At 41.7% G+C, this 19,972-nt stretch carries 19 protein-coding genes; 6 read left to right on the forward strand and 13 right to left on the reverse strand.

From position 1 onward, the window contains the following. The first annotated feature begins 2 nt into the window (after window positions 1–2). Window positions 3–491, forward strand: a complete 489-nt coding sequence (locus HMPREF9145_RS02415; protein WP_021824687.1) for a hypothetical protein — start codon at window positions 3–5, stop codon at window positions 489–491. Between the two features lie 50 nt (window positions 492–541). On the opposite strand, the gene HMPREF9145_RS02420 is transcribed toward HMPREF9145_RS02415, so the two are convergent. Beyond that, a complete protein-coding gene (locus tag HMPREF9145_RS02420) occupies window positions 542–2,656 on the reverse strand; it encodes a DNA topoisomerase 3 (RefSeq protein ID WP_021824609.1) in 2,115 nt (704 codons plus the stop codon). 160 nt (window positions 2,657–2,816) lie between these two features. Between HMPREF9145_RS02420 and cdd the strand changes: the two genes are divergently transcribed. Genes cdd through HMPREF9145_RS02440 form a run of 4 tightly spaced genes read left to right on the forward strand, consistent with a single transcriptional unit; the run spans window position 2,817 to window position 6,058 of the window. Then, entirely contained in the window at window positions 2,817–3,299 is a 483-nt protein-coding gene (gene cdd, locus HMPREF9145_RS02425; RefSeq protein ID WP_021824743.1) for a cytidine deaminase, read from the forward strand. Between the two features lie 27 nt (window positions 3,300–3,326). After that, window positions 3,327–4,064 (forward strand): (Fe-S)-binding protein, encoded by a 738-nt coding sequence (locus tag HMPREF9145_RS02430; protein ID WP_021824725.1) that lies wholly within the window; start codon window positions 3,327–3,329, stop codon window positions 4,062–4,064. A 25-nt stretch (window positions 4,065–4,089) separates the two neighbouring features. Beyond that, window positions 4,090–5,463 (forward strand): lactate utilization protein B, encoded by a 1,374-nt coding sequence (locus HMPREF9145_RS02435; RefSeq protein WP_021824630.1) that lies wholly within the window; start codon window positions 4,090–4,092, stop codon window positions 5,461–5,463. Window positions 5,464–5,482: 19 nt separating this feature from the next. Beyond that, complete coding sequence (locus HMPREF9145_RS02440) at window positions 5,483–6,058, forward strand: LutC/YkgG family protein (RefSeq protein WP_021824700.1); 576 nt, start codon at window positions 5,483–5,485, stop codon at window positions 6,056–6,058. 566 nt (window positions 6,059–6,624) lie between these two features. Here HMPREF9145_RS02440 and HMPREF9145_RS02445 read toward each other — a convergent pair. Genes HMPREF9145_RS02445 through HMPREF9145_RS02490 form a run of 10 tightly spaced genes read right to left on the reverse strand, consistent with a single transcriptional unit; the run spans window position 6,625 to window position 14,993 of the window. Beyond that, complete coding sequence (locus HMPREF9145_RS02445) at window positions 6,625–7,425, reverse strand: TlpA family protein disulfide reductase (RefSeq protein ID WP_036906305.1); 801 nt, start codon at window positions 7,423–7,425, stop codon at window positions 6,625–6,627. Between the two features lie 19 nt (window positions 7,426–7,444). After that, a complete protein-coding gene (locus tag HMPREF9145_RS02450; protein WP_021824766.1) occupies window positions 7,445–8,545 on the reverse strand; it encodes a DegT/DnrJ/EryC1/StrS family aminotransferase in 1,101 nt (366 codons plus the stop codon). Next, window positions 8,542–9,480, reverse strand: coding sequence for a GNAT family N-acetyltransferase (locus HMPREF9145_RS02455; protein WP_021824651.1), 939 nt, complete (start codon window positions 9,478–9,480; stop codon window positions 8,542–8,544). The genes HMPREF9145_RS02450 and HMPREF9145_RS02455 overlap by 4 nt, the downstream gene beginning before the upstream one ends. After that, a complete protein-coding gene (locus HMPREF9145_RS02460) occupies window positions 9,468–9,878 on the reverse strand; it encodes a sugar 3,4-ketoisomerase (protein ID WP_021824631.1) in 411 nt (136 codons plus the stop codon). Before HMPREF9145_RS02460 ends, HMPREF9145_RS02455 begins: the two co-directional genes overlap by 13 nt. Then, complete coding sequence (locus HMPREF9145_RS02465) at window positions 9,879–10,151, reverse strand: hypothetical protein (protein WP_021824547.1); 273 nt, start codon at window positions 10,149–10,151, stop codon at window positions 9,879–9,881. It abuts the gene before it with no gap. Between the two features lie 7 nt (window positions 10,152–10,158). Beyond that, window positions 10,159–11,322: a formate-dependent phosphoribosylglycinamide formyltransferase gene (gene purT / locus HMPREF9145_RS02470; RefSeq protein ID WP_021824735.1), complete on the reverse strand. Its 1,164-nt coding sequence runs from the start codon at window positions 11,320–11,322 to the stop codon at window positions 10,159–10,161. A gap of 27 nt (window positions 11,323–11,349) precedes the next feature. Continuing rightward, the gene (gene rfbB, locus HMPREF9145_RS02475) at window positions 11,350–12,498 is read right to left on the reverse strand and encodes a dTDP-glucose 4,6-dehydratase (RefSeq protein ID WP_021824634.1); all 1,149 of its coding nucleotides are present in this window, start codon (window positions 12,496–12,498) and stop codon (window positions 11,350–11,352) included. A gap of 5 nt (window positions 12,499–12,503) precedes the next feature. After that, window positions 12,504–13,013 carry a metallophosphoesterase family protein gene (locus HMPREF9145_RS02480; protein ID WP_021824654.1) on the reverse strand — a complete coding sequence of 170 codons (510 nt, stop codon included), beginning with the start codon at window positions 13,011–13,013 and terminating at the stop codon, window positions 12,504–12,506. After that, entirely contained in the window at window positions 13,010–13,633 is a 624-nt protein-coding gene (locus HMPREF9145_RS02485; protein ID WP_021824781.1) for a cytidylate kinase-like family protein, read from the reverse strand. Before HMPREF9145_RS02485 ends, HMPREF9145_RS02480 begins: the two co-directional genes overlap by 4 nt. Further along, window positions 13,608–14,993, reverse strand: a complete 1,386-nt coding sequence (locus HMPREF9145_RS02490) for an MATE family efflux transporter (protein WP_036906245.1) — start codon at window positions 14,991–14,993, stop codon at window positions 13,608–13,610. Before HMPREF9145_RS02490 ends, HMPREF9145_RS02485 begins: the two co-directional genes overlap by 26 nt. 205 nt (window positions 14,994–15,198) lie before the next feature. Between HMPREF9145_RS02490 and HMPREF9145_RS02500 the strand changes: the two genes are divergently transcribed. Further along, window positions 15,199–15,486, forward strand: a complete 288-nt coding sequence (locus HMPREF9145_RS02500; protein ID WP_021824510.1) for a GNAT family N-acetyltransferase — start codon at window positions 15,199–15,201, stop codon at window positions 15,484–15,486. A gap of 450 nt (window positions 15,487–15,936) precedes the next feature. On the opposite strand, the gene HMPREF9145_RS02505 is transcribed toward HMPREF9145_RS02500, so the two are convergent. Together HMPREF9145_RS02505 and HMPREF9145_RS02510 are read right to left on the reverse strand one after the other, a co-directional pair. After that, window positions 15,937–18,069: a DUF3857 domain-containing protein gene (locus tag HMPREF9145_RS02505; protein WP_021824677.1), complete on the reverse strand. Its 2,133-nt coding sequence runs from the start codon at window positions 18,067–18,069 to the stop codon at window positions 15,937–15,939. 50 nt (window positions 18,070–18,119) lie between these two features. Next, the gene (locus HMPREF9145_RS02510; RefSeq protein ID WP_036906249.1) at window positions 18,120–19,943 is read right to left on the reverse strand and encodes a transglutaminase domain-containing protein; all 1,824 of its coding nucleotides are present in this window, start codon (window positions 19,941–19,943) and stop codon (window positions 18,120–18,122) included. Between the last annotated feature and the right edge of the window lie 29 nt (window positions 19,944–19,972).

Below are 19,972 nucleotides of genomic sequence, written 5' to 3' on the forward strand. Positions count from 1 at the left end.
ATATGAAGATAAAAAAGATTTTTATCAGACTACTGGTAGGCGTGTTTTGGACGTGTTTGGCATTGGAAATTCCACAGTTTCTCTTGAATATTGCGTGGCCAGCTGCATTGAATGATGCTCTTTGGTTACTTGGTCCGGCATCGTGTTGTGCCTTGATGATTCGATGGCTTTATGTGCAAAGTAAGCGTAATTCGAATGCCGTGACAAAAGCTTTATACGCGATATCATGGCTCAGTTTGCCTGTTTTGATGTTGCACTTACTATTTTATAGTTATGTGATGGCAGGCAAAACGTATGAGGTTCTCTATCAAGACAAGGAGTATGAAGTTGTAGTTGACTATGCGTCTTTTGTCACAAATAGTGATTATGTATCAGTATATAAAAGGTGGTTTGGCCTTAAAAAGAGAGTCTATAGAGGCTATTATGTGGGTGAAACCGACTCGTTGAGGAGTAGGAAAGCCATAGAATGTTTCTTGAAAAGACAGAAATGAGCATGAAAATAGGCAGACATCAAATGGTTATTCACCTTGATGAACGCCGTCTAAGCTTTGTCATTGAAAGGCAAAACGAATTTACAGCCATCCTTCCAACAGCTACATCCATAGGCCGTTTTACCTTTAATGATGTGTCCTTTCCCACAAACTGGGCAGGCTTTCCCAATGAGTTCGTCACTCGGTACTAATGGCTTAGCCTTCTTTGTAGGCTTATTTGTGGTCTTTTTTGAAGTTACTTTCTTCTTCGTTTTCTTCTTTACGTCTTCATCAGAGAGTATAGTTACACGGCGATTGCTATTGTCACTGAGCACATCTTTAACGATATTAGCAATCTGTTCCTTTAGTTCGCTGATGAAAAGTGAGGCATCATACTTCTTGTGTTCAATGTCTCTGAGTTTCTTTTCCCATATACCTGTGAGCTCACAACTGGTGAGTAGCTTCTCATGTATCATGTCAATGAGTTCTATTCCCGTAGGCGTTGCAACGAGATTCTTGCGTTCCCGTCGGATATATCGACGTTTAAACAGGGTCTCAATGATGCCTGCTCGGCTCGAAGGTCGACCGATTCCATTCTCTTTTAAGGCTGCTCTTAGCTCATCATCTTCAACAAATTTGCCCGCCGTTTCCATGGCTCGAAGCAGTGAAGCCTCTGTATAGTATTTGGGAGGTGTGGTTTGTTTCTCGGTCAGTGTAGGCGTATGAGGACCACTTTCGCCTTGAGTAAAGGTGGGAAGCGTAATATTTTCTCCCTCAACTCCACCTCGAAGAGAAGAAGAAGTGTTTGCTTCGTTCTCTTGAGATGCCATGTTATTTGATGGCATCTCATTCTTTTCATTCTTTGTTGAGGAGCTTTCTGTGAGACATCTCCAGCCTTCTTCCAATATTTCTTTACCCGTAACCTTGAATTCAATGCCGTCAACTTCGCCAAGAACTGTAGTGGTAGAGAACTTACAATCAGGGTAAAAGGCACTGATAAAGCGTGTGGCGATGAGGTCAAACACATTTTGTTCCATGATCGTTAGTCCCTGAACAGGAACTCCTGTGGGGATGATGGCATGGTGATCTGTAACTTTACTGGTGTCGAAAACCTTCTTACTCTTGGGTAATTTCTTGCTGATGGCAGCCAAATTCCTTATCCACGGCATGTACTTTAGCTGACTTTCTATCTTACATTGACTCAAACCATTTAGTATTTGAGGGCATTTCGGGTAGATATCATCACTTAAATACTGTGTGTCTACACGTGGATAGGTGGTGAATTTCTTTTCATATAAGCTTTGAATTAGATTCAAAGTAGTCTCTGCCGAGTAGCTAAACTTACGGTTACAATCCACTTGTAAGGAAGTGAGGTCATAGAGATGTGGGGGAGTTTCCGTTCCTTTCTTCTTCTGAACACTTTTGATTGTGAACGGCTTTCCTTCGATTGTAGCAAATGCTTTCTCGCCTTCTTCCTTATTAGTAAACTTACCTGACGTGGCTGTGAATTGGGTATCACGGTATATAGTGGCTAAAACCCAATAAGGTTCTGGCTTGAAGTTGTCAATCTCTTTTTGCCGATTGACGATTAAAGCCAGTGTAGGTGTCTGCACACGACCTATACTTAACACCTGTTTATTTTGCCCATATTTCAGTGTGTAGAGTCGAGTTGCATTCATACCAAGCATCCAATCGCCGATAGCTCGACTCAAACCAGCCATATAAAGCGGTTGATATTGCTGCTCATCTCTAAGATTTTGGAAGCCTTGTAGAATTGCTTCGTCTGTCATTGAAGATATCCAAAGGCGTTTTACGGGGCATTTTACGTTGGCTTTCTGCATTACCCATCGTTGGATTAGTTCTCCTTCTTGTCCCGCATCGCCACAGTTGATGATTTCATCTGCACCTGCATAGAGTTTCTCTATAATCGAAAACTGTTTCTTTATGCTATCTTCGGGGATGACTTTAATTCCAAATCGTTCAGGAATCATAGGCAAAGCGGCGAGACTCCAGTGCTTCCAGTTCTCGTGATAATCATTTGGTTCCTTCAATTCGCATAGGTGTCCGAAGGTCCAAGTGACTTGATATCCGTTGCCTTCCATATATCCGCTCTTTGCCGTTGTGGCTCCTAAGATGCGTGCTATGTCTCTTGCTACGCTTGGTTTCTCTGCAATACAGACGATCATTCTTTATTAGTTTAGGTCTGCAAAGATACAAATTATTGTTGAAAATGTCACGAAAATGAAGATTGAAGCCTTGCAAGTTGATAAAAAAGTGCTTTTAACATATAGATACTTCGATTTAATTTGTACCTTTGTAGATAGTATTCAATAACATTAATACGCAATGAAGAAATTGAAGATAGAAATAGATTATGATTTCTGTCAATTCGATGAGTTGAGTGAACAGGACCAAAACCTCATAGAATGTGCTAAGGCTGCCATCAAGAATAGCTATGCCAAATACAGCCATTTCCATGTAGGGGCGGCGTTGCGTCTGCATGATGGTCGTGTTGTTATAGGCGCTAATCAAGAAAATGCGGCTTTCCCCTCGGGCTTATGTGCCGAGCGTTCAGCCATATTTGCATCTCAATCGCATTATCCTGAGCAAGCAATTGATACATTAGCAATTGTTGCTCACAATGGGAAAGGCTTCTTATCAGATCCTATTACGCCTTGTGGCGCATGCCGACAAGTAATGCTTGAGATAGAAGATCGATACAAACAAAATGTCCGTGTGTTGCTTTTTGGCACGTCAGGTGTCTATATTCTACATAGTGTTAAGGACCTTTTGCCCTTTGCTTTCGTGGATGAAAACATGCGAAAATGACACGCTTTATATTATAACAAAAACATTATGAAAGTAGGATTGTTTATTCCTTGTTATGTAGATGCACTTTATCCAGAGGCCGGAGTCGCCACATATAAGCTGTTAAAGCACTTTGGTGTTGACGTCGGTTACCCCGAAAAGCAAACTTGTTGCGGTCAACCTATGGGGAATGCAGGCTTTGAAAGCATGTCAAAGTCATTGGCTTTGAAGTTTGATTCCATGTTTTCTGGCTTCGATTATGTTGTTGCTCCATCTGCTTCTTGCGCTGCATACGTGAAGTTTTATCACCCTCGTTTGCTGAAAGGGGAACACGAATGTCTGTCTTCTAAGAAGGTAATGGACATCGTAGAGTTCTTACATGACGTGCTGAAAATCACGTCTTTGCCTGGTAGTTTCCCTCATGTGGTGAGCGTGCATAATAGTTGTCACGGCGTGAGAGAACTTGGATTGTCTGCTCCTTCCGAGCGAAACATCCCTCCTTACAATAAGATTATCGACTTGTTGAAATTAATCAAGGATATCACGATTAAGGAACCAGACCACAAAGACGAGTGTTGTGGCTTCGGAGGGATGTTCTCTGTTGAAGAAACGGCAGTCTCTATACGCATGGGAGAGGATAAGATTGGTCGACACATGGCCACAGGTGCCGAGTTTGTTACAGGCCCAGATAGCAGTTGTTTGATGCATATGGCAGGCATAGCTAAGCGAGAACACAAACCCATTCAATTCGTTCATGTAGCCCAAATATTGGCTGCCGGACTCTAATTTAGCATAAAAGGAAAAGAAATCTATGAGTACAGATCATTCAAAAAGGGCTGCCATATTCAACGAAAACCATGACAAGACAACATGGCATGACCAAACTTTCTGGTCACTTCGTATGAAACATGATGCTGCTGCACATCAGTTGCCTGAATGGGAAGACTTGCGACAGCACGCGAGTGATATCAAACGACACACTCTTTCGCATCTTGTTGGCTACCTTGAGAAGTTCACTTCTCAACTCGAAAGCCGTGGAGTCATTGTGCATTGGGCCAGTGATGCCGCCGAGTTTAATGCCATTGTATATGATATTCTCAAGTCACATGGCGTTAAGAAAATGGTCAAATCGAAGTCTATGTTGACGGAAGAATGTGAGATGAATCCTTATCTAATAGAACGTGGAATCGATGTTGTTGAGTCAGATTTAGGCGAGCGTATCCTCCAGCTTTTAGGCCAACGGCCGAGCCATATCGTTATGCCTGCCATCCATTTAACCCGACAAGAGGTTGGAAAGATGTTCGAAGAGAAGGGCATTTCGCATGAAATTGGCAACTATGATCCTGCATATCTTACGCAGTGTGCACGCTATTCGCTTCGTAATGAGTTTATAGAGGCTGAGGCAGGAATGACCGGTTGCAACTTCGGTGTAGCCGAAACAGGCGATATTGTGGTATGTACGAACGAGGGAAATGCTGATATGTCAACCTCTATTCCGAAGCTACATATCGTTTCGATGGGTATAGAAAAGCTTGTGCCAGACTATGATTCATTGGCTGTTTTCCATCGTTTGCTAAGCCGATGTGGTACAGGTCAGCCTGCAACTACTTTTACTTCACATTTCCGTCAGGCACGTCCAGGTGGTGAAATGCACGTGGTTTTGGTTGACAATGGACGCAGTAAGCTTCTCGCTAACCCTGATCATTGGGAAACTTTGAAGTGTATTCGTTGTGGCGCTTGCATGAATACCTGCCCTGTTTACCGTCGAAGTGGTGGGCATAGTTATACTTATGTCATCCCAGGACCTATCGGAGTGAATCTTGGAATGATGCATAATCCAAAGCAAAACTATGGTGATGTCAGTGCTTGTTCATTGTGTTTGAGTTGTGATAATATTTGTCCGGCCGAGGTAGCACCTGGTAGTCAGATCTATGTTTGGCGTCAAAGTCTTGATGAAATGGGTAAGGCTGACAGAATGAAAAAGGCAATGTCTGAAGGAATGAAAGTGCTTTATGACAGTTCTTGGCTTTATCATACGGCATTAATGTTTGCTCCTTTGGCCGACTTTGTCCCTGAAAGGATGACTCATTTCAAGCATCTCAATCCATGGGGAATAGGACATACGAAGCCCGAATTTGCCAAAAAGTCTTTCCACGAGCTATGGAAGAAAGGCCAGGTTAAATGAAATCATGTAATGAATAGTTATGGAAAAGAAAGATTTTCTCGATAGATTGCGTTCTCATATCCGTCAACAATACGACATGCCTGACTTGCATATCGACGCTCTTACCTATCCTGAGCCTATCAAGCAGTTTGTAGAAATGACTAAATCTGCGGGCGCAAATATTGTCGAAGCAAAGCCAACAGACGACCTTAACGCTTTAATTGCTGAGGCATATCCTGATGCTAAGGTCATTGCCAGTAATGTTCCAGGCATCAAAGCCAAACTAAACCCCGACACAGTTGCCGAAGCCAGTGACCTCAATGGCACGGATGTGGGCGTTGTTAAGGGTGAAGTTGGGGTGGCAGAGAATGGTTGTATATGGATACCTCAAGTCATGAAAGAGAAGGTTGTGTGTTTTATCTCAGAGAATTTAGTTATTATTCTCGACAGAAATCAAGTCGTAGATAACATGCATCAGGCTTATAAGAGGATAAAAATGACGTCTTATGGCTTTGGAACTTTTATCAGTGGACCGAGCAAAACGGCTGATATTGAACAGGCGTTGGTTATGGGTGCGCAGGCAGCACGCTCCGTTTTGGTGATTCTTGTGAGCTAAGTCTTCTCACATACTGCGGTTTCTCATATTCTGTTGACTTGCATTTCAACATAAAAATAAGGTTGAAATGAACGAATATGAGAAACCGTTTTTATTGGTTTTTCTAAGTTTTTACCTTATTCTTTGTAAAGTATCTTCTTCAAAAAAACATGTGTTCTGAAAGCTCATTCTGTAGAATTAAACAGGATTTTCATTGTGTTTTCTTACTTTTTTGAGTGAAGTGAAGACTTCTTTCAAATGGTTGCAGCCCCTGATTCAGGTCATTTTATGTCTCATGGTTCCCATTTTATCATTTTTTCTGCTGCATTTCATGAGATGATTGCAGCCATTTTACGACACCATTTGACGCATTTCACATGATGAACTGACGCAAATGGTTTCACCATCCGCCTTGATTTGCAATATAAATCCATTTTTTCGGTGCTGAAAATAATGTGTGATGATGAAACCTTTTGGTGATCAATGACTTATCTAAACAAGCAAATAACGGCCCTATTCGTGACTCATTGGACTTAAGTTTGAAACAAAGGCTGTCTTCAAGAGGCTTTTGTTAAGTTAATTCTAACTTATTCTTTTTGTATGGTTGTAAGCCATTTGAGGAGTCTAAACACTTCTTCACGTGTTTCATTACATGTTTTGTGTGAGAGGTATTGCAGCGTTCCATCCATTGCTATGACAAGCGTTAGCGGGAAACCTTCGTTACCTACCCATTGCGTAAAGTATCTATCATTGGGCAAATGCGTCCAGTTGAAGCCATGTTTTTCGGTGATGGCTTTCACAATCTCAGGCTTTTCGAAGTCTGCAGAGAGGAAAGTTACCTCTGGAAAGCGGGTCTTCCAGGTTGATAGTTCAGGCATTTCTTTCCTGCAAGGACCACATCCTGAGTACCAAACATTAACTACTGTCACTCGGTTTCTTAGCGAATCTTGCGTCCAAGTGTTTCCGTCAAGGTCTTGAAGTGTGAATGTTCCTGGCAGTTTTTGACCGATTTTAGGGTTTTTAAATTGTTTGTCTGCACTGTGAGTTACCTTTCTCATCTCATCAAAAAGGAGCACTTTGGCTTCAAATTTGTCGGCATTGACGACATTACTGCGCTTGATTTCATATTTCTTCCAAGTCTTTGGCGCAACAAAATCGTCAGGAACAAGGATATGAAGTACTGTATGTTGCTCACCATCATCAAGATTTTGAAGACCTTTCTGTATGCTCATGATTTCGTTAAGCGGCATATCTTTTGAATAAAACTGATGATTAATGAGTACTCCTACGAGTTCCTTTTTAGTCTGTTGTGCCTGACTTGTTGGCATAAAAGGAATGAAAAATAGCAATAATGCTACGATGGTGGTTTTGTAAATGTTGTGTTTCATTGTTGTATATTTTATGTTCTTATATTGTCTTTTCCCATGTGTTAATCGAATGAATGACATATTCCATCTCGTCATCGGTCATGGCTTGATTGCAGGGCAGACTGAGTTCTGTTGCTGCAATGCGTTCTGTGATAGGGAGTTGTAGGCTGTTCCATGCCGCATAACAAGCCTGCTTATGGGGTGGAATGGGGTAGTGGATGAGGGTTTCAATACCTTTCGACGCCAGATATTGCTGCAATTCATCGCGTCTTTTGCATAATATCGGATAGATATGAAACACGGAATTGCGCGGTTTTATCAGTGTAACGGCCTCGTGACGAATAGCCTCTTCATAGCGTTTTGCAATGTAACGGCGACGTTGATTGTCATGATCTAAGTAGGTCAACTTCGTCATTAATACGGCTGCTTGCAATTCATCCATGCGACTGTTTAAGCCTTGATAGGGGAATACATACTTGCGATTGCTGCCATAATTAGCAAGAGAGCGGACGATGGTTGCAAGTTGATTATCGTCTGTTGTCACGGCACCTGCATCGCCCATTGCACCCAGATTCTTTCCTGGATAGAAGCTATGTGCCGCGGCATCTCCTATACTTCCCGTATGTTTTTCATGCCATTTTAGGCCGTGACCTTGGGCATTATCTTCTACAAGCAGTAGGTTATGGCGTTTGCAAATGGCGCTAATGATGGTGTGCATAGCACAAGTTCCATAGAGATGTACAAGCAGAATAGCTCGTGTTTTCGGTGTGATAGCAGCCTCAATCCGTGTGACATCGAGTTGCAAAAGCATATCAGGTTCGACAAGGATTGGCTTGAGTCGGTTTTCGGTTAGGGCGAGAATAGAAGCTATATAGGTATTGGCGGGCACGATAACCTCGTCACCTTCATGAAGTTTTCCAAGCTGTTTATACGCTCTAAAGATGAGGGTCAGCGCATCAAGTCCATTGCCACAGCTGATGCAATGTTGCGTTCCAATATACTGAGCATAAGCCGTTTCAAAGTCGTTTGTAGCTTTTCCTTGGAGATACCAGCCGCTATCGATGACCTTTTGCACAGCTTTGTGAAGTTCATCGGCATGTTGTTGTGTGATGCGTTGCAGTGAAAGATATTCTATTTTCATAAGTTCCATTCATACCAATCATAACAAACGGCACGGCCACCAAAGCTCTCTTTCTGAAAGATGAGGCCTTCGTTGAGGATTGTTCCCTGTTGTTCGGTGGATTTCCCAAAGTCAAACCACGTCTTATTTCGATATACTTCATGAATCAATTTGTCGAGAAGTAGGTCGAGAGCATGCAGCTTTTTACCTTCTAAAGAGGCTGAAATATACTGCGTATGTGCCACATTTCCGTATTCATATACCACCGTTCCGCCAAGTACTTTATTATTTAATTGTGCTGTAAAAAGACGGATGTTGTTTGGAAATCTGGCTTTAAGCATGCGTATTTCTGACAGCGAATGAACGGGCGAAACATGATATTTGGTTTGTAGATTAGTCGTCAACACCTCCCAAAAGTCAGTCCAACGATTACTTTCTTCGACTATTATGCCATGGTGAAGTGCCTTTTTTATTCCCCTGTTTCTCATCTCATTGTAGGCTAAAGGCATATCAAGTCGGATGGCAGTTGATATGTCTCGGGCTACTAATTTGGCGTTAGTTGTGCGGTAAATAGCATATAAATCTTCTTCAGCGGGCTGCGGATGATAGAGCCAGGGGATAGCTTTATACACTACTTTTCGTATGCCTTCATTGCGCAAATAGGCATTGATGAGCTTGAAAACTGTAATAGATTCAGCTGCAGTGAAATGCTCATCGACAATCAATCCGCCAAAAGTCAGGCCCTGATGTGTATAGAGAACATCGTGTGAAATGTTTGCCGGCAGGAGCGCATAGAGCTTGTTTTGTCGGTAAACTACAATCGAATGGTCCTCAAATCTGTCGTGATGATAGTCCATGTAATCCCTGAAAAAGAGAAACAATCCGTTTTTAGATGCATCAACAAATGCATCCCATTCGGATTTCATTTCAGGGGAATAGGGCTTTATTTCAAACATTTTAAGTGGCTAAGGAATAGCTGATAATCGTATATATAGTCTTTTTCGTCGAAGTCATCTTCGGCTAACACGAGGCAAACGGCACCCGAAGAGAAGTCTTCTAACGTACGCCAGATGTTGGTATCAATAAGTAATCCTTGATAAGGATGATTGAGATGATAAGTCTTTTTGGCTTGCCCGTTGTCAAGACATACGTCAAAGCTGCCGCTGGCGGCAATGATAAACTCACGGCATTTGTAGTGCGCGTGTCCACCACGGCTTTCACCTGAGGGTACATCATACGTCCAATAAACACGCTTTATGGCAAAGGGTACATGCTCAAAAGCCTGAGCAACGGTCAGGTTTCCACGCGGGTCAATGATTTTCGGCAGGTTAATTAGCTGTCCTAATTCATTCATCTATTTTGTTTTCCCTTTCTTTTTGATGTCCCTTATCCATGAGATTCGTTCCTCATAGATAGGGCGGTATTTGTCAATTAAAGCCTGTAAGTCTCTACTTCTGACTGCAAGCTGATTGTATTCTTGCGTCTCAGTGTTATGCTTTTGCTTTAGATTCAGCATATAAGCAAGCACATTTTTCTGCTCTTCTTGAATGAGAGAGAGTTGCTTTCCAAGTTTCTCGAGGTCGTCAAGAAACTTGGTTATCGTGTCAATTTTGTCTATTTCTTCCACGTGTTACTTATTTAATAACAGTTGCAGCCAATCGTTTTGCCTTGTCACGCAACTCATTCATGTCGCTGTCGAGGCTGCCATAACATAGCATTACGCCCATTCTTCGGTTGACATGTTGGTCGGGTTTGCCGAAGATTCGAACGCGCGTGCAATCTTCTTTCAATGCCTCCATGAGATGATATGTAGGTTCATGGTCGGCGTTTTCTTTTGAAAGGATGACAGCTGAACAGCCGTTGTGCTCTAAATGAATAGCAGGTATGGGCCAACCCATAATAGCTCGCAGATGAAGTTCAAACTCGTTGAGGTTTGTTGTGTGTCCCAACGTGACCATACCTGTGTCATGTGGTCTCGGACTTAGCTCTGAAAAGATTACTTCTCCCTGCTTGGTTAGGAAGAATTCTACACCCCAAATGCCGTATCCTTCCAATGCTTTTGTCACCTCGTTTGCCATGTGTTGAGCTTGTGATAAGGCTTCATCGGGGAGACAAAATGGCTGCCAACTCTCACGATAATCGCCTGATTTCTGCACATGACCAATAGGGGGACAGAAGATGGTTGGTGCGTTCTTTTGAGTTACAGTGAGTAGAGTGAACTCTGAATCAAAGTCAATGAACTCTTCAATGATAACCTCTTTAACGTCTCCTCTGCCTTCTTCCATGGCCTCATGGAAAGCAGCTTGCAGCTCATTATCATTATGAACATAACTTTGTCCGTGTCCACTTGAACTCATTAATGGCTTTACCACGCAAGGAAAACCAATCTCGTCTGCAGCTTGTTTGAACTCTTCGAAGGTCTTTGCATAGTAGTATTTGGCTGTGCGCAGGCCCAATTCACGAGATGCAAGGTCACGAATTGCGCGACGATTCATTGTGAAGTTGACTGCTTTTGCAGAGGGAACAACTTGTATTCCACGTTGTTCAAAGTCAAAAAGTCGCTCTGTTCTGATAGCTTCTATCTCTGGAACGATGATGTCAGGACTATGCTTTTCCACAGCGGCTGCTAAGGCATCACCATCCAACATGTTGAAGATTTCGCGTTCATCTGCCACTTGCATTGCAGGCGCTTCATTGTAACGGTCGCATGCAACGACATGAAGTCCAACACGTTTTGCTGCAATAGTAAACTCTTTTCCCAGCTCTCCAGAGCCTAAAAGCATGATTTTCTTTGTCATGGTTGGGGGATATTATCGATTAGAGGGTTATCTATTACCATACATTTCAGCGTAGTATTTCTGATAATCTCCGCTGGTTACTTCTTCAATCCATTGCTGATTGTCGAGATTCCACTTAATAGTCTTGACGATACCATCGGCAAATCGTGTCTCAGGATACCACCCAAGTTCTTCTTTTATCTTAGTAGGATCGATGGCATATCGCTGATCATGGCCCAAACGATCAGTCACATGAGTGATTAAATCGTTATTAATCCAACTGATATCCCAGTCACCTTGCGCGTCCTTTACTTTCTTTTTGAGTACAGAACGCAAGCCTTTATCGGCTTCCATCATATCATGTATGGTCTTAATCGTTAGCTTTACGATGTCAATGTTGGTCATTTCATTGTGTCCTCCAACATTATATATCTCACCTTCACGGCCTTCTCGTACAACTAAATCAATGGCTTTGCAATGATCTTCCACATAAAGCCAGTCGCGAACATTTAGTCCTTCGCCATAGACGGGTAGCTTTTTGCCCTCTAAAATGTTATTAATCATCAATGGAATCAACTTCTCTGGGAAGTGATAAGGGCCGTAATTGTTCGAACATCTCGTAATCGTTACGGGCATGTGGAACGTGTCATGATAAGCCATAACGAATAAATCTGCACTCGTTTTACTGGCACTATATGGGCTATGTGGACACAAAGGAGTCTGCTCTGTGAAGTATCCTTCGGCGCCAAGACTGCCATATACTTCGTCGGTTGATACCTGATGATAACGCTTTCCGGCTTTCCATGTGGGATAACCACATTCATCTTTGCCCGTAACCCAAGCTCTCCGAGCCGCATCTAAAAGGTTCTGAGTCCCTAAAATGTTAACATTCAGAAATAGTTGTGGGTCTTCTATGCTGCGATCTACATGGCTTTCGGCTGCAAAGTTGACAAGATAGTCAATGTCATTTTCGGCAAATAGACGATCAACGAGTTCGCGATCACGGATATCTCCCTTTACAAATACACAGCGTTTATCGTCAATATCATCTTTGATTGTACCGAGATTGCCGGCATAAGTGAGGGCATCGAGGATGATAACTCTAATGTCTTGGTCCTTATACTTACGGTAAAGGAGATACTTAATGTAGTTAGCGCCAATGAAACCAGCGGCACCTGTCACAAGATATGTCTTCATATTATCTATAATTTTGAATGTTTCTGTCCTAATGTTATTACTTCACAATCAGTGAATTTGTTTCCTTCAATCGTCAAACGAACTATGGTTCGTTCTTTGTGCCAGCCTTGCATACCTGCTGCTCCGGGGTTAATGTGGAGAAGATTCAAGCTTTTATCCGGCATAATCTTAAGGATATGAGAGTGTCCAGAGATAAATAAGTCGGGCGGAGATGCCATGAGTTTCGGGACAATTGCACGTTCATAACGTCCCGGATAACCGCCAATATGTGTCATCATTACATCCACATCTTCACATTTAAAGCGTAGAATCTCACGATAACGGGCTCGTAATTCATAGCCATCGCAATTGCCATAAACTGCTCGAAAGATAGTTTTCATCGCTTCAAAGCGGTCGGCAAGTTCCACGGAACCTATGTCTCCAGCATGCCATATCTCGTCACATTCGCCGAGATATAGCTCATATTTATCGTCCCAATAGGCGTGAGTGTCGCTGATAATGCCTATTTTCTTCATTGCTTAAAACGCCTTTTTATAAATGATGTGATAAATTCCACAGTCTCATCTAAACCTAAGATACTGCTATTTACACAGAGATCATAACTCTCAGAGGCTCCCCATTTCTTACCAGTATAGTAGTTATAATAGATAGCGCGGGCCTCTTCACGTGCTGAAATATATTTTCTGGCTTCTTCTTCTGACAGATGTTGTCGTTCGGCAACACGCTGAATGCGGTCTTCAAGCTTAGCCGTGATGAAGATATTCACTGTATTTGGAAACTCACGCAGTACGTAATCGGCCGTTCTTCCCACAAAAATGCAGTTACCTTCTCGGGCAGCTTTGGTGATAGCATCACTCTGAAATTGGTATAAACTCTCTTGAGAGAAGTCGTTCTTATAGAAGTTATTCTCGCCCATTAGTGGGATATTGACGTGGAAAAGCGTATGAAGGAAGCCTTTCTTCTCATCATTTTGCTCAAAGAACTTCTCGCTAAAACCACTTTCTTTGGCTGCAAGATTCAAGAGTTCTCGGTCATAGAAGGCGCAGTTTAGCACCTCTGCAAGTTGTCGTGCAATGATTCTTCCACCGCTTCCTATTTGCCTTCCTATATTAATAATTATCTTTTGGTCTTTCATGTTGTATTTCATTATATTGTTTCTTGAATTTTCTCATGTAGCCCATCAGCATTAAAGCGGCTATGACGGCAGCGAAACCATCCGAGAATGGCATTGCATACCAAACACCATTTACGCCAAACCACATTGGCATCACAATCAAAGCAGGAAGTAAAAAGATGAGTTGTCGCGACAAAGAAAGGAAGATACTAATCTTAACCTTACCGATACTTTGAAAGAAAAACGCAGTAACCATCTGACTACCTATAACAGGATACATAATCATGCTTAACCGAATGGCTTTCATTCCCAAGCGAATCAGCGTCGGATCTTTGGTGAATGCGCGTGCACAATAATAGGGAGCAAACATCCCAATGAGCCATCCTGTGAATACAACTGCCGTTGCTGCCACAATCGATAGCTTCACTACGCGAATCATTCTCATTAATTGTTGCGCGCCATAGTTATATCCTACTATCGGTTGCATACCCTGATTGATGCCCATTACGAACATAATGAAGACGAAAGAAACCTTATTTGCGATGCCGTATGCACCCACATCGTAGTCACTTCCGTAACGAACGAGCTGCTGATTAATAAAGATTACCACCATGCAGGCACATGCATTCATGGCAAAAGGAGATATTCCTATGCCGATGATATTCCTCACTAAAGACTTCCGAAGCCTATAAGTTCCGCGCTGAAAATGGAGTAGTTCCTTCTTATTACTAAAGATATGAAGCTGCCAAATGAGGGCCATCACCTGGGCAAGTATCGTTGCATAGGCCGCACCTTGAATGCCCCAACCAAATTCTACGATGAAGATATAGTCGAGAAGTGTGTTCATTGCAACGGTAAATATCGTGGCATACATGGCTTGTCGCGGCTTACTTGCAGCACGAAGTACGGCATTCATGCCGAAATACATGTGCGAAAAGACGTTTCCTCCCAATATAATCAGCATGTAATCTCGGGCGTATGGCAGCGTGGCATCACTGGCTCCAAAGAATCGAAGAATAGGATTGAGGAACAATAATGACACTATCGAGAAGCCAATTCCTATGATAAGGTTCAGTGAAACCGTGTTTCCTAAGATGTTTTCTGCAGTCTTATAGTCTTTTTGTCCCAGCTTAACAGATATCAAAGTAGAGGCTCCTACGCCCACCGCTGCACCGAAAGCGCTTGCTAAATTCATAAAAGGGAAGGTGATAGCAAGGCCAGAAATTGCCATTGGTCCAACGCGTTGACCGATAAATACGCTGTCAACAATGTTGTAAAGCGATGCTGCCATCATGGCAACGATGGCCGGCATGGCATATTGTAACAGCAATTTCCCAACGGGTTGTGTGCCTAATTGCAGTGTAGCTTCCTTATTATCCATGATGCAAATATACAAAATTATTTTTGGTTTCACCTTGTTTATAAAGATGAAATGTAACGAAAATATGATGAATTATGCGGTAAATCGCTTTCAATCTCTTTTCAGTGGGCTGAAGCAAGCAGTCAGCTTGACAGCTAAAGAGACTTGGCAAGAGATTTGTTGCAACGCTTTTAGCGTTATATAATGCTATTAAAAACAAAGTGATATGCAAATAAAACAAGAAGAAAAACCAACAGGTGGTCGTTTCGTTGCACTTGAAAACGGAGTTGAAATCGGTCAGATGGAGTATGAATGGGACGACAAAGAACGTTTCGCAATCACGCATACTCTCGTAGGAAATGCTTATGAAGGTCGTGGCGTTGCACGCGCCTTACTTGATGAAGCCGTAGCTTATGCGCGACAAAACAACAAAAAGATTCGTGCCGTTTGCTCGTATGTCGTAGCACAATTCGCCCGACATAGTGCGTATGATGATGTGAATAGTTCTAAATAATAATGCGTTTTGAGAGGTAGGTAGATAGTGCTTAACTGTAAATTAAATTCAAGTTACATTTGCATTTGCCTCTACATTTTATTATCTTTGCCGTAGGGGAAGTGCGAAAGTGCTTTCCCTTTTTTCATGCTTTATTTTGTTCTTTTGGTAGGATAGGGCTGAAACCTGTATTAATCCATATCGAATTGCTTTGTGAAGTGGGTCATTTTATGGAACAAACAGGCTGATTTTATGAGATAAAATGCATGGGATGATGCAGTTATTTCATGTGAATGAAAGACTCGTTGATTTTGATTTATCTGATAAAATGGATTTTATCGTAAATTAATTTGATTATTTTGTTAAATAAATATAATGCATAAAACACCACTTTTGCCTTGCTTTTATCCGATTGTTTTAAGAATATCATGTTTCAGACAAAGGCAGGGCAAAAGAGGATGTGAGTTGTGTTTAATTCTTCTTCAATACAACTTGCTGGCTTGTAAACTCGTAAGCTTGGTCAAGCATGGCAAGAATCTGTGCCCATTTAGCCGCAGGTATGCGTTGCTGTTTATACACTTTATCAAAGTTTATAACGAGTTTTCCGTCACGAACTTGGGCTTTTGTTGTGAAGTTTACATACTCATTGTCTATGTTATTATTGAGTTTTTGCAAACTTTCAGGTGCAATAGAATAGCCAGAAGGAATCGTTAGGTTCATGGTTACAGTGTAAGTGCGGGGGAAATCAAAGATTAAATCCGCATCACGCTTACGATCTTTGCCCTCAATATGGGTTTGTTGTCCAAACAACTGACCTACAGAAACCACAAGATTACGGCCTGCCTTTTTCACCAATCCATCCATTTGATAGTCTGTTGTATAGACAAATGGAGTGTTGTTTTCAGCGTAATTGTCTACGCTTGTGGCATTAATCTTCATGGCAGCTCTATCATGATAGGCTTTGATTTCTTTTGAAAACCTCTCCGGAATGACTTGTTTGTCCTTCTCTGTTCGTTCGGTTGCCCTCGCCTTTGATTCGCTTTCTTTATAGTTATAGATGTCAGATGAGGTCGTAGCTCCATAGGGTTTGCCCCATGCTTTCACGAGATCTTCACCAGTGGAATAAGTCGAAATGAGACCTTCTTTCTCGCAACCTGTCGTCGTATTTTGACGCTTAATATTTAATATTCCATCTGTAATCGTAGCGTCAACCGTAACTTTTTCTACATTGTCTGAAGCCTTAGAACCTGCTGTTTTGAATGTAGTGAATGGGCCTTTATAAAACTTTTTCGCCCTGTCTGTATACATTCCATCTCGGTTTTGATAAAGAGAAGGGATGACATTTGCACTTACTACGTTGTTCAAAGGAAAGTAACATTTCCCGTTTTTGAGCATAATTGCGCGTGAAACATCGATATAACTGATGAGCTGATCAAGGGGTTCGTTATACCAACTGGTTAGTATTGCACGACTATAAGGTACTTTCAACATATCAAGAATTGTCGTAAAGAGCGTTGAAAAGTTATCATCGGTCTCTTGAGGTTGATTGAAATACAGTGATTGTAATACCCAATAGTTGTATATATAGTCAGCTTTCTCTTCATCACTTCCAAGCTTTTTAGCATTCTTTATGACCTTACCCATCTTCTTGTTGAATACCCATTTGGGGCAATGATCATTCCAATCAGTCCATGCATCCTGTTGAATCACCTTTGCATCAGGGTTTGCTTGCAGTCCCTTTTGCTTTGCACTCTGTGGTGTATAGAGTAAAGCAATGTTGTTGTTGGTAACATAAAGTAACGTGAATGGAGCCTGTGCAATAGGGTTAAAGGCATAGTTTGGCAACGTCTTATCTATGTTTTTAGCGTGCACATCAAGGGTAATATAGTCACCTTTTTCACCCGATTTAAAGTCTGGAGCGCCATTCATCGTGCGATATTGTGTACAGAGTTTCTTATCTATTTCGCAATGAATCGTGTAGTCAAGTATTGGGTAATCAGCTCCAAAAAAGAATAAAGTTGGGTCGAAGTTATCCTCTTTTATCACGTCAAAGTCATAGACAAAATAGTCTAACATGTCACCAACTTGCAAGTCAGGTACAGCCAGTTTGGCGCGCTTTTCTTGTCCTTTCTTGCCCTCGTTAGCGTCTTGATATTCGTCACTGCTTACCTCTTTGATAGTTCCATTGGGTTTAATGACGCGCACTCCAAGCACAGTTCGATGGTCTTCGCGAAGCAAAAAATCATTGAAAGAGCGGTCATATGTGCGGAAATCAAATGTAGAGTATTTATCAAGTGCAGCTTTATCGTTTATCTTAACGAGATAACGTCTTAGATGATTTGCTGTGTTTTGCTTGAGGTTTGCAAAGGCAAAGAAGTTGAATTTCTTACTTAAGTCGATGGAAAGTTCCTCATATCGTGCCAAAATCACAGCCGATTCGTTCTTGTATTGCGCTGGAACTGTGCGGTTTTTGAATTGTGGAAGGTCTTTTTTCCATACGTTTTCTTTCACCTCTTTGACAAACTTTTGGTAGTCGTTGTCGTCAAACGCTAATGTTGGAAGTGCGATGATGGCCAACAAAAGCATAGTTAATAGCTTCTTCATAAATATGAATCTGTTTATAGATGAGTATTATTTGTGTGTTATTTACTTTGTTATTTCTTTAATACTACCTGTTCGTTGCAAGCATCTTTCCATTTGCTTATGGTCTCATTCCATTTTGGAATGTTTGCAATGGGTATGCGACGATGGTTGATTTGCATCTTTTGGTGGAAGAGAATAGTGTTTCCTTTTCGGCTGAAATGGCACGAAAGGATGCCTTCTGGAGTAGAGAACGTGGCAGAAGGAGGCATATAATCAACCTTATATCCTGCTGGAATGGTCAATGAAGCCTGTCGAACGATGTTGCAACGCACAGGGAAATAATAGTCATTTGCACGCCCCGTGGTGTCTATTCTATTATCAAAAAGGTTATTATGAGGGTTGAGTTCAACATAGATTTCACCGTCAGCTTGTTGTATTGCAGGCTGATTGACGATGTCACCAACAAAGTTTGCCCACATATTTCGTGCGTCTTTATCTATCCATTTCACGTTATTAACCGTCATGTTATGCGTGTCAGCATTAAGATTATTGGCTAAGATCTCTTCGCTATTCTTGTTTCCTGCATCGTCAATGAGACTCATAAACCATTCTTTCATGTCGCCTCTTAGCAGATAGTTTGCTTTTCCTACAAGTGCATCTCCTTGCAGATGGTAAGCATAAGAGAGGCTATCAATGGACGAATCTGCCTTTTGTTGTGGCACAATTTGCATCAAAGGCTTGTCTCCATTCTCTATCATTGCCTCTGAACCTTGTATGTGTTGTGGCGTATAAGTGTATGGAATGTGGTTGCAAGTAGCATCGATGTAGAAGGTCTTTCCTTTGTAAAAGAGCGTACAAATGACGTGGTTGGCACCAGCAAGTGTAGGTACTTCGCTCATCTTAAAAGGTATTTCATCCGTTCCAATGTCGGTAAGTCGTGCGTCAAAACCTTGCGCTTTGAGGAGCGTTTTGAGTAATAAGGCCATACCTTTACAGTCACCATATCGTTTACGGAGCACCTCTTTAGGCGTATCTGGGCGGTGTCCTGCGATGCCAGCTTCAAAGGCTACATAGCGAATATGGTCCTGAATCCATTGATAAGTGTTACTAATCTTGTCCGCATCTGTTTTACTATGTGCGTTGATTTCTTGTAAAAGTTCCTTTAAATTGGGTATGGTGCAGTCTACATTTGCCATTTCTTTTGACCAAGAATAAAGCGCATTGGCATCTGAAAACGACCCCGTGATGAGCAAATATGGGTATACATTTGAGATAGGGGGCATCATTTTATCCTCTTTCATGCGGTCCGCATTGTGCAAAGTGTAAGTAAAGGTTTCGCCTTCTGGGGTAGATTTATGGGAGGTTTCAATGTTAAAGCCCTTAAAATTCATTTCTTTGATGTGATAACCTGACAGTTGTTTGGGGATGGTTATCGTCAAGGTCTTATCTCGAATGAAATACTCTTCAAGGAGATATATGCGAGTAAAGTATTTGATATCTTTGAAAGTACGTTCAAATGAGGCTTTACAAGTTCCACCTTTCTTGTCAATGTATCCTCGAATGATACAGGCTTTAGTGTCATCATAGAATACATTCTCTGGGGTAATATTCTTATATAACTTCATTCCTCGCCCCGAAACATCGTCTAATGTGATATTCTCTCCGTAGAAAGCAGCTGTTTCTGGGTTGACGGTTATAGCCGAATTAGATTCGTAAACATAGCGTTTCGTGTTCTTAACGATTGGATTCTCATGGTCAAGTGACATGACATATTGGTCAGTACATTGCGAAATGATGATTTTGTCGTCCCATTTCTGTGCATAAGTAGTGTTAAAACACATTGTCAGAAGCAATATTCCTGCCGACAATAAGAATGATTTTAGATTACATTTCATGTGCGTTCGTATGTAAGAAAAACAGTTGT

It is taken from the genome of Segatella salivae F0493, assembly GCF_000477535.1.
Lineage (GTDB): Bacteria > Bacteroidota > Bacteroidia > Bacteroidales > Bacteroidaceae > Prevotella > Prevotella salivae.

Excerpts from the sequence above, each read along its gene's own strand:
- purT (WP_021824735.1), bottom strand. The coding sequence starts at position 11,322 with ATGACAAAGAAAATCATGCTTTTAGGCTCTGGAGAGCTGGGAAAAGAG.
- HMPREF9145_RS02480 (WP_021824654.1), bottom strand. The coding sequence starts at position 13,013 with ATGAAGAAAATAGGCATTATCAGCGACACTCACGCCTATTGGGACGAT.
- HMPREF9145_RS02485 (WP_021824781.1), bottom strand. The coding sequence starts at position 13,633 with ATGAAAGACCAAAAGATAATTATTAATATAGGAAGGCAAATAGGAAGC.
- cdd (WP_021824743.1), top strand. The coding sequence starts at position 2,817 with ATGAAGAAATTGAAGATAGAAATAGATTATGATTTCTGTCAATTCGAT.
- HMPREF9145_RS02450 (WP_021824766.1), bottom strand. The coding sequence starts at position 8,545 with ATGAAAATAGAATATCTTTCACTGCAACGCATCACACAACAACATGCC.
- HMPREF9145_RS02420 (WP_021824609.1), bottom strand. The coding sequence starts at position 2,656 with ATGATCGTCTGTATTGCAGAGAAACCAAGCGTAGCAAGAGACATAGCA.
- HMPREF9145_RS02455 (WP_021824651.1), bottom strand. The coding sequence starts at position 9,480 with ATGTTTGAAATAAAGCCCTATTCCCCTGAAATGAAATCCGAATGGGAT.
- HMPREF9145_RS02500 (WP_021824510.1), top strand. The coding sequence starts at position 15,199 with ATGCAAATAAAACAAGAAGAAAAACCAACAGGTGGTCGTTTCGTTGCA.
- HMPREF9145_RS02430 (WP_021824725.1), top strand. The coding sequence starts at position 3,327 with ATGAAAGTAGGATTGTTTATTCCTTGTTATGTAGATGCACTTTATCCA.
- HMPREF9145_RS02435 (WP_021824630.1), top strand. The coding sequence starts at position 4,090 with ATGAGTACAGATCATTCAAAAAGGGCTGCCATATTCAACGAAAACCAT.
- rfbB (WP_021824634.1), bottom strand. The coding sequence starts at position 12,498 with ATGAAGACATATCTTGTGACAGGTGCCGCTGGTTTCATTGGCGCTAAC.
- HMPREF9145_RS02490 (WP_036906245.1), bottom strand. The coding sequence starts at position 14,993 with ATGGATAATAAGGAAGCTACACTGCAATTAGGCACACAACCCGTTGGG.
- HMPREF9145_RS02505 (WP_021824677.1), bottom strand. The coding sequence starts at position 18,069 with ATGAAGAAGCTATTAACTATGCTTTTGTTGGCCATCATCGCACTTCCA.
- HMPREF9145_RS02440 (WP_021824700.1), top strand. The coding sequence starts at position 5,483 with ATGGAAAAGAAAGATTTTCTCGATAGATTGCGTTCTCATATCCGTCAA.
- HMPREF9145_RS02445 (WP_036906305.1), bottom strand. The coding sequence starts at position 7,425 with ATGAAACACAACATTTACAAAACCACCATCGTAGCATTATTGCTATTT.
- HMPREF9145_RS02415 (WP_021824687.1), top strand. The coding sequence starts at position 3 with ATGAAGATAAAAAAGATTTTTATCAGACTACTGGTAGGCGTGTTTTGG.
- HMPREF9145_RS02510 (WP_036906249.1), bottom strand. The coding sequence starts at position 19,943 with ATGAAATGTAATCTAAAATCATTCTTATTGTCGGCAGGAATATTGCTT.
- HMPREF9145_RS02460 (WP_021824631.1), bottom strand. The coding sequence starts at position 9,878 with ATGAATGAATTAGGACAGCTAATTAACCTGCCGAAAATCATTGACCCG.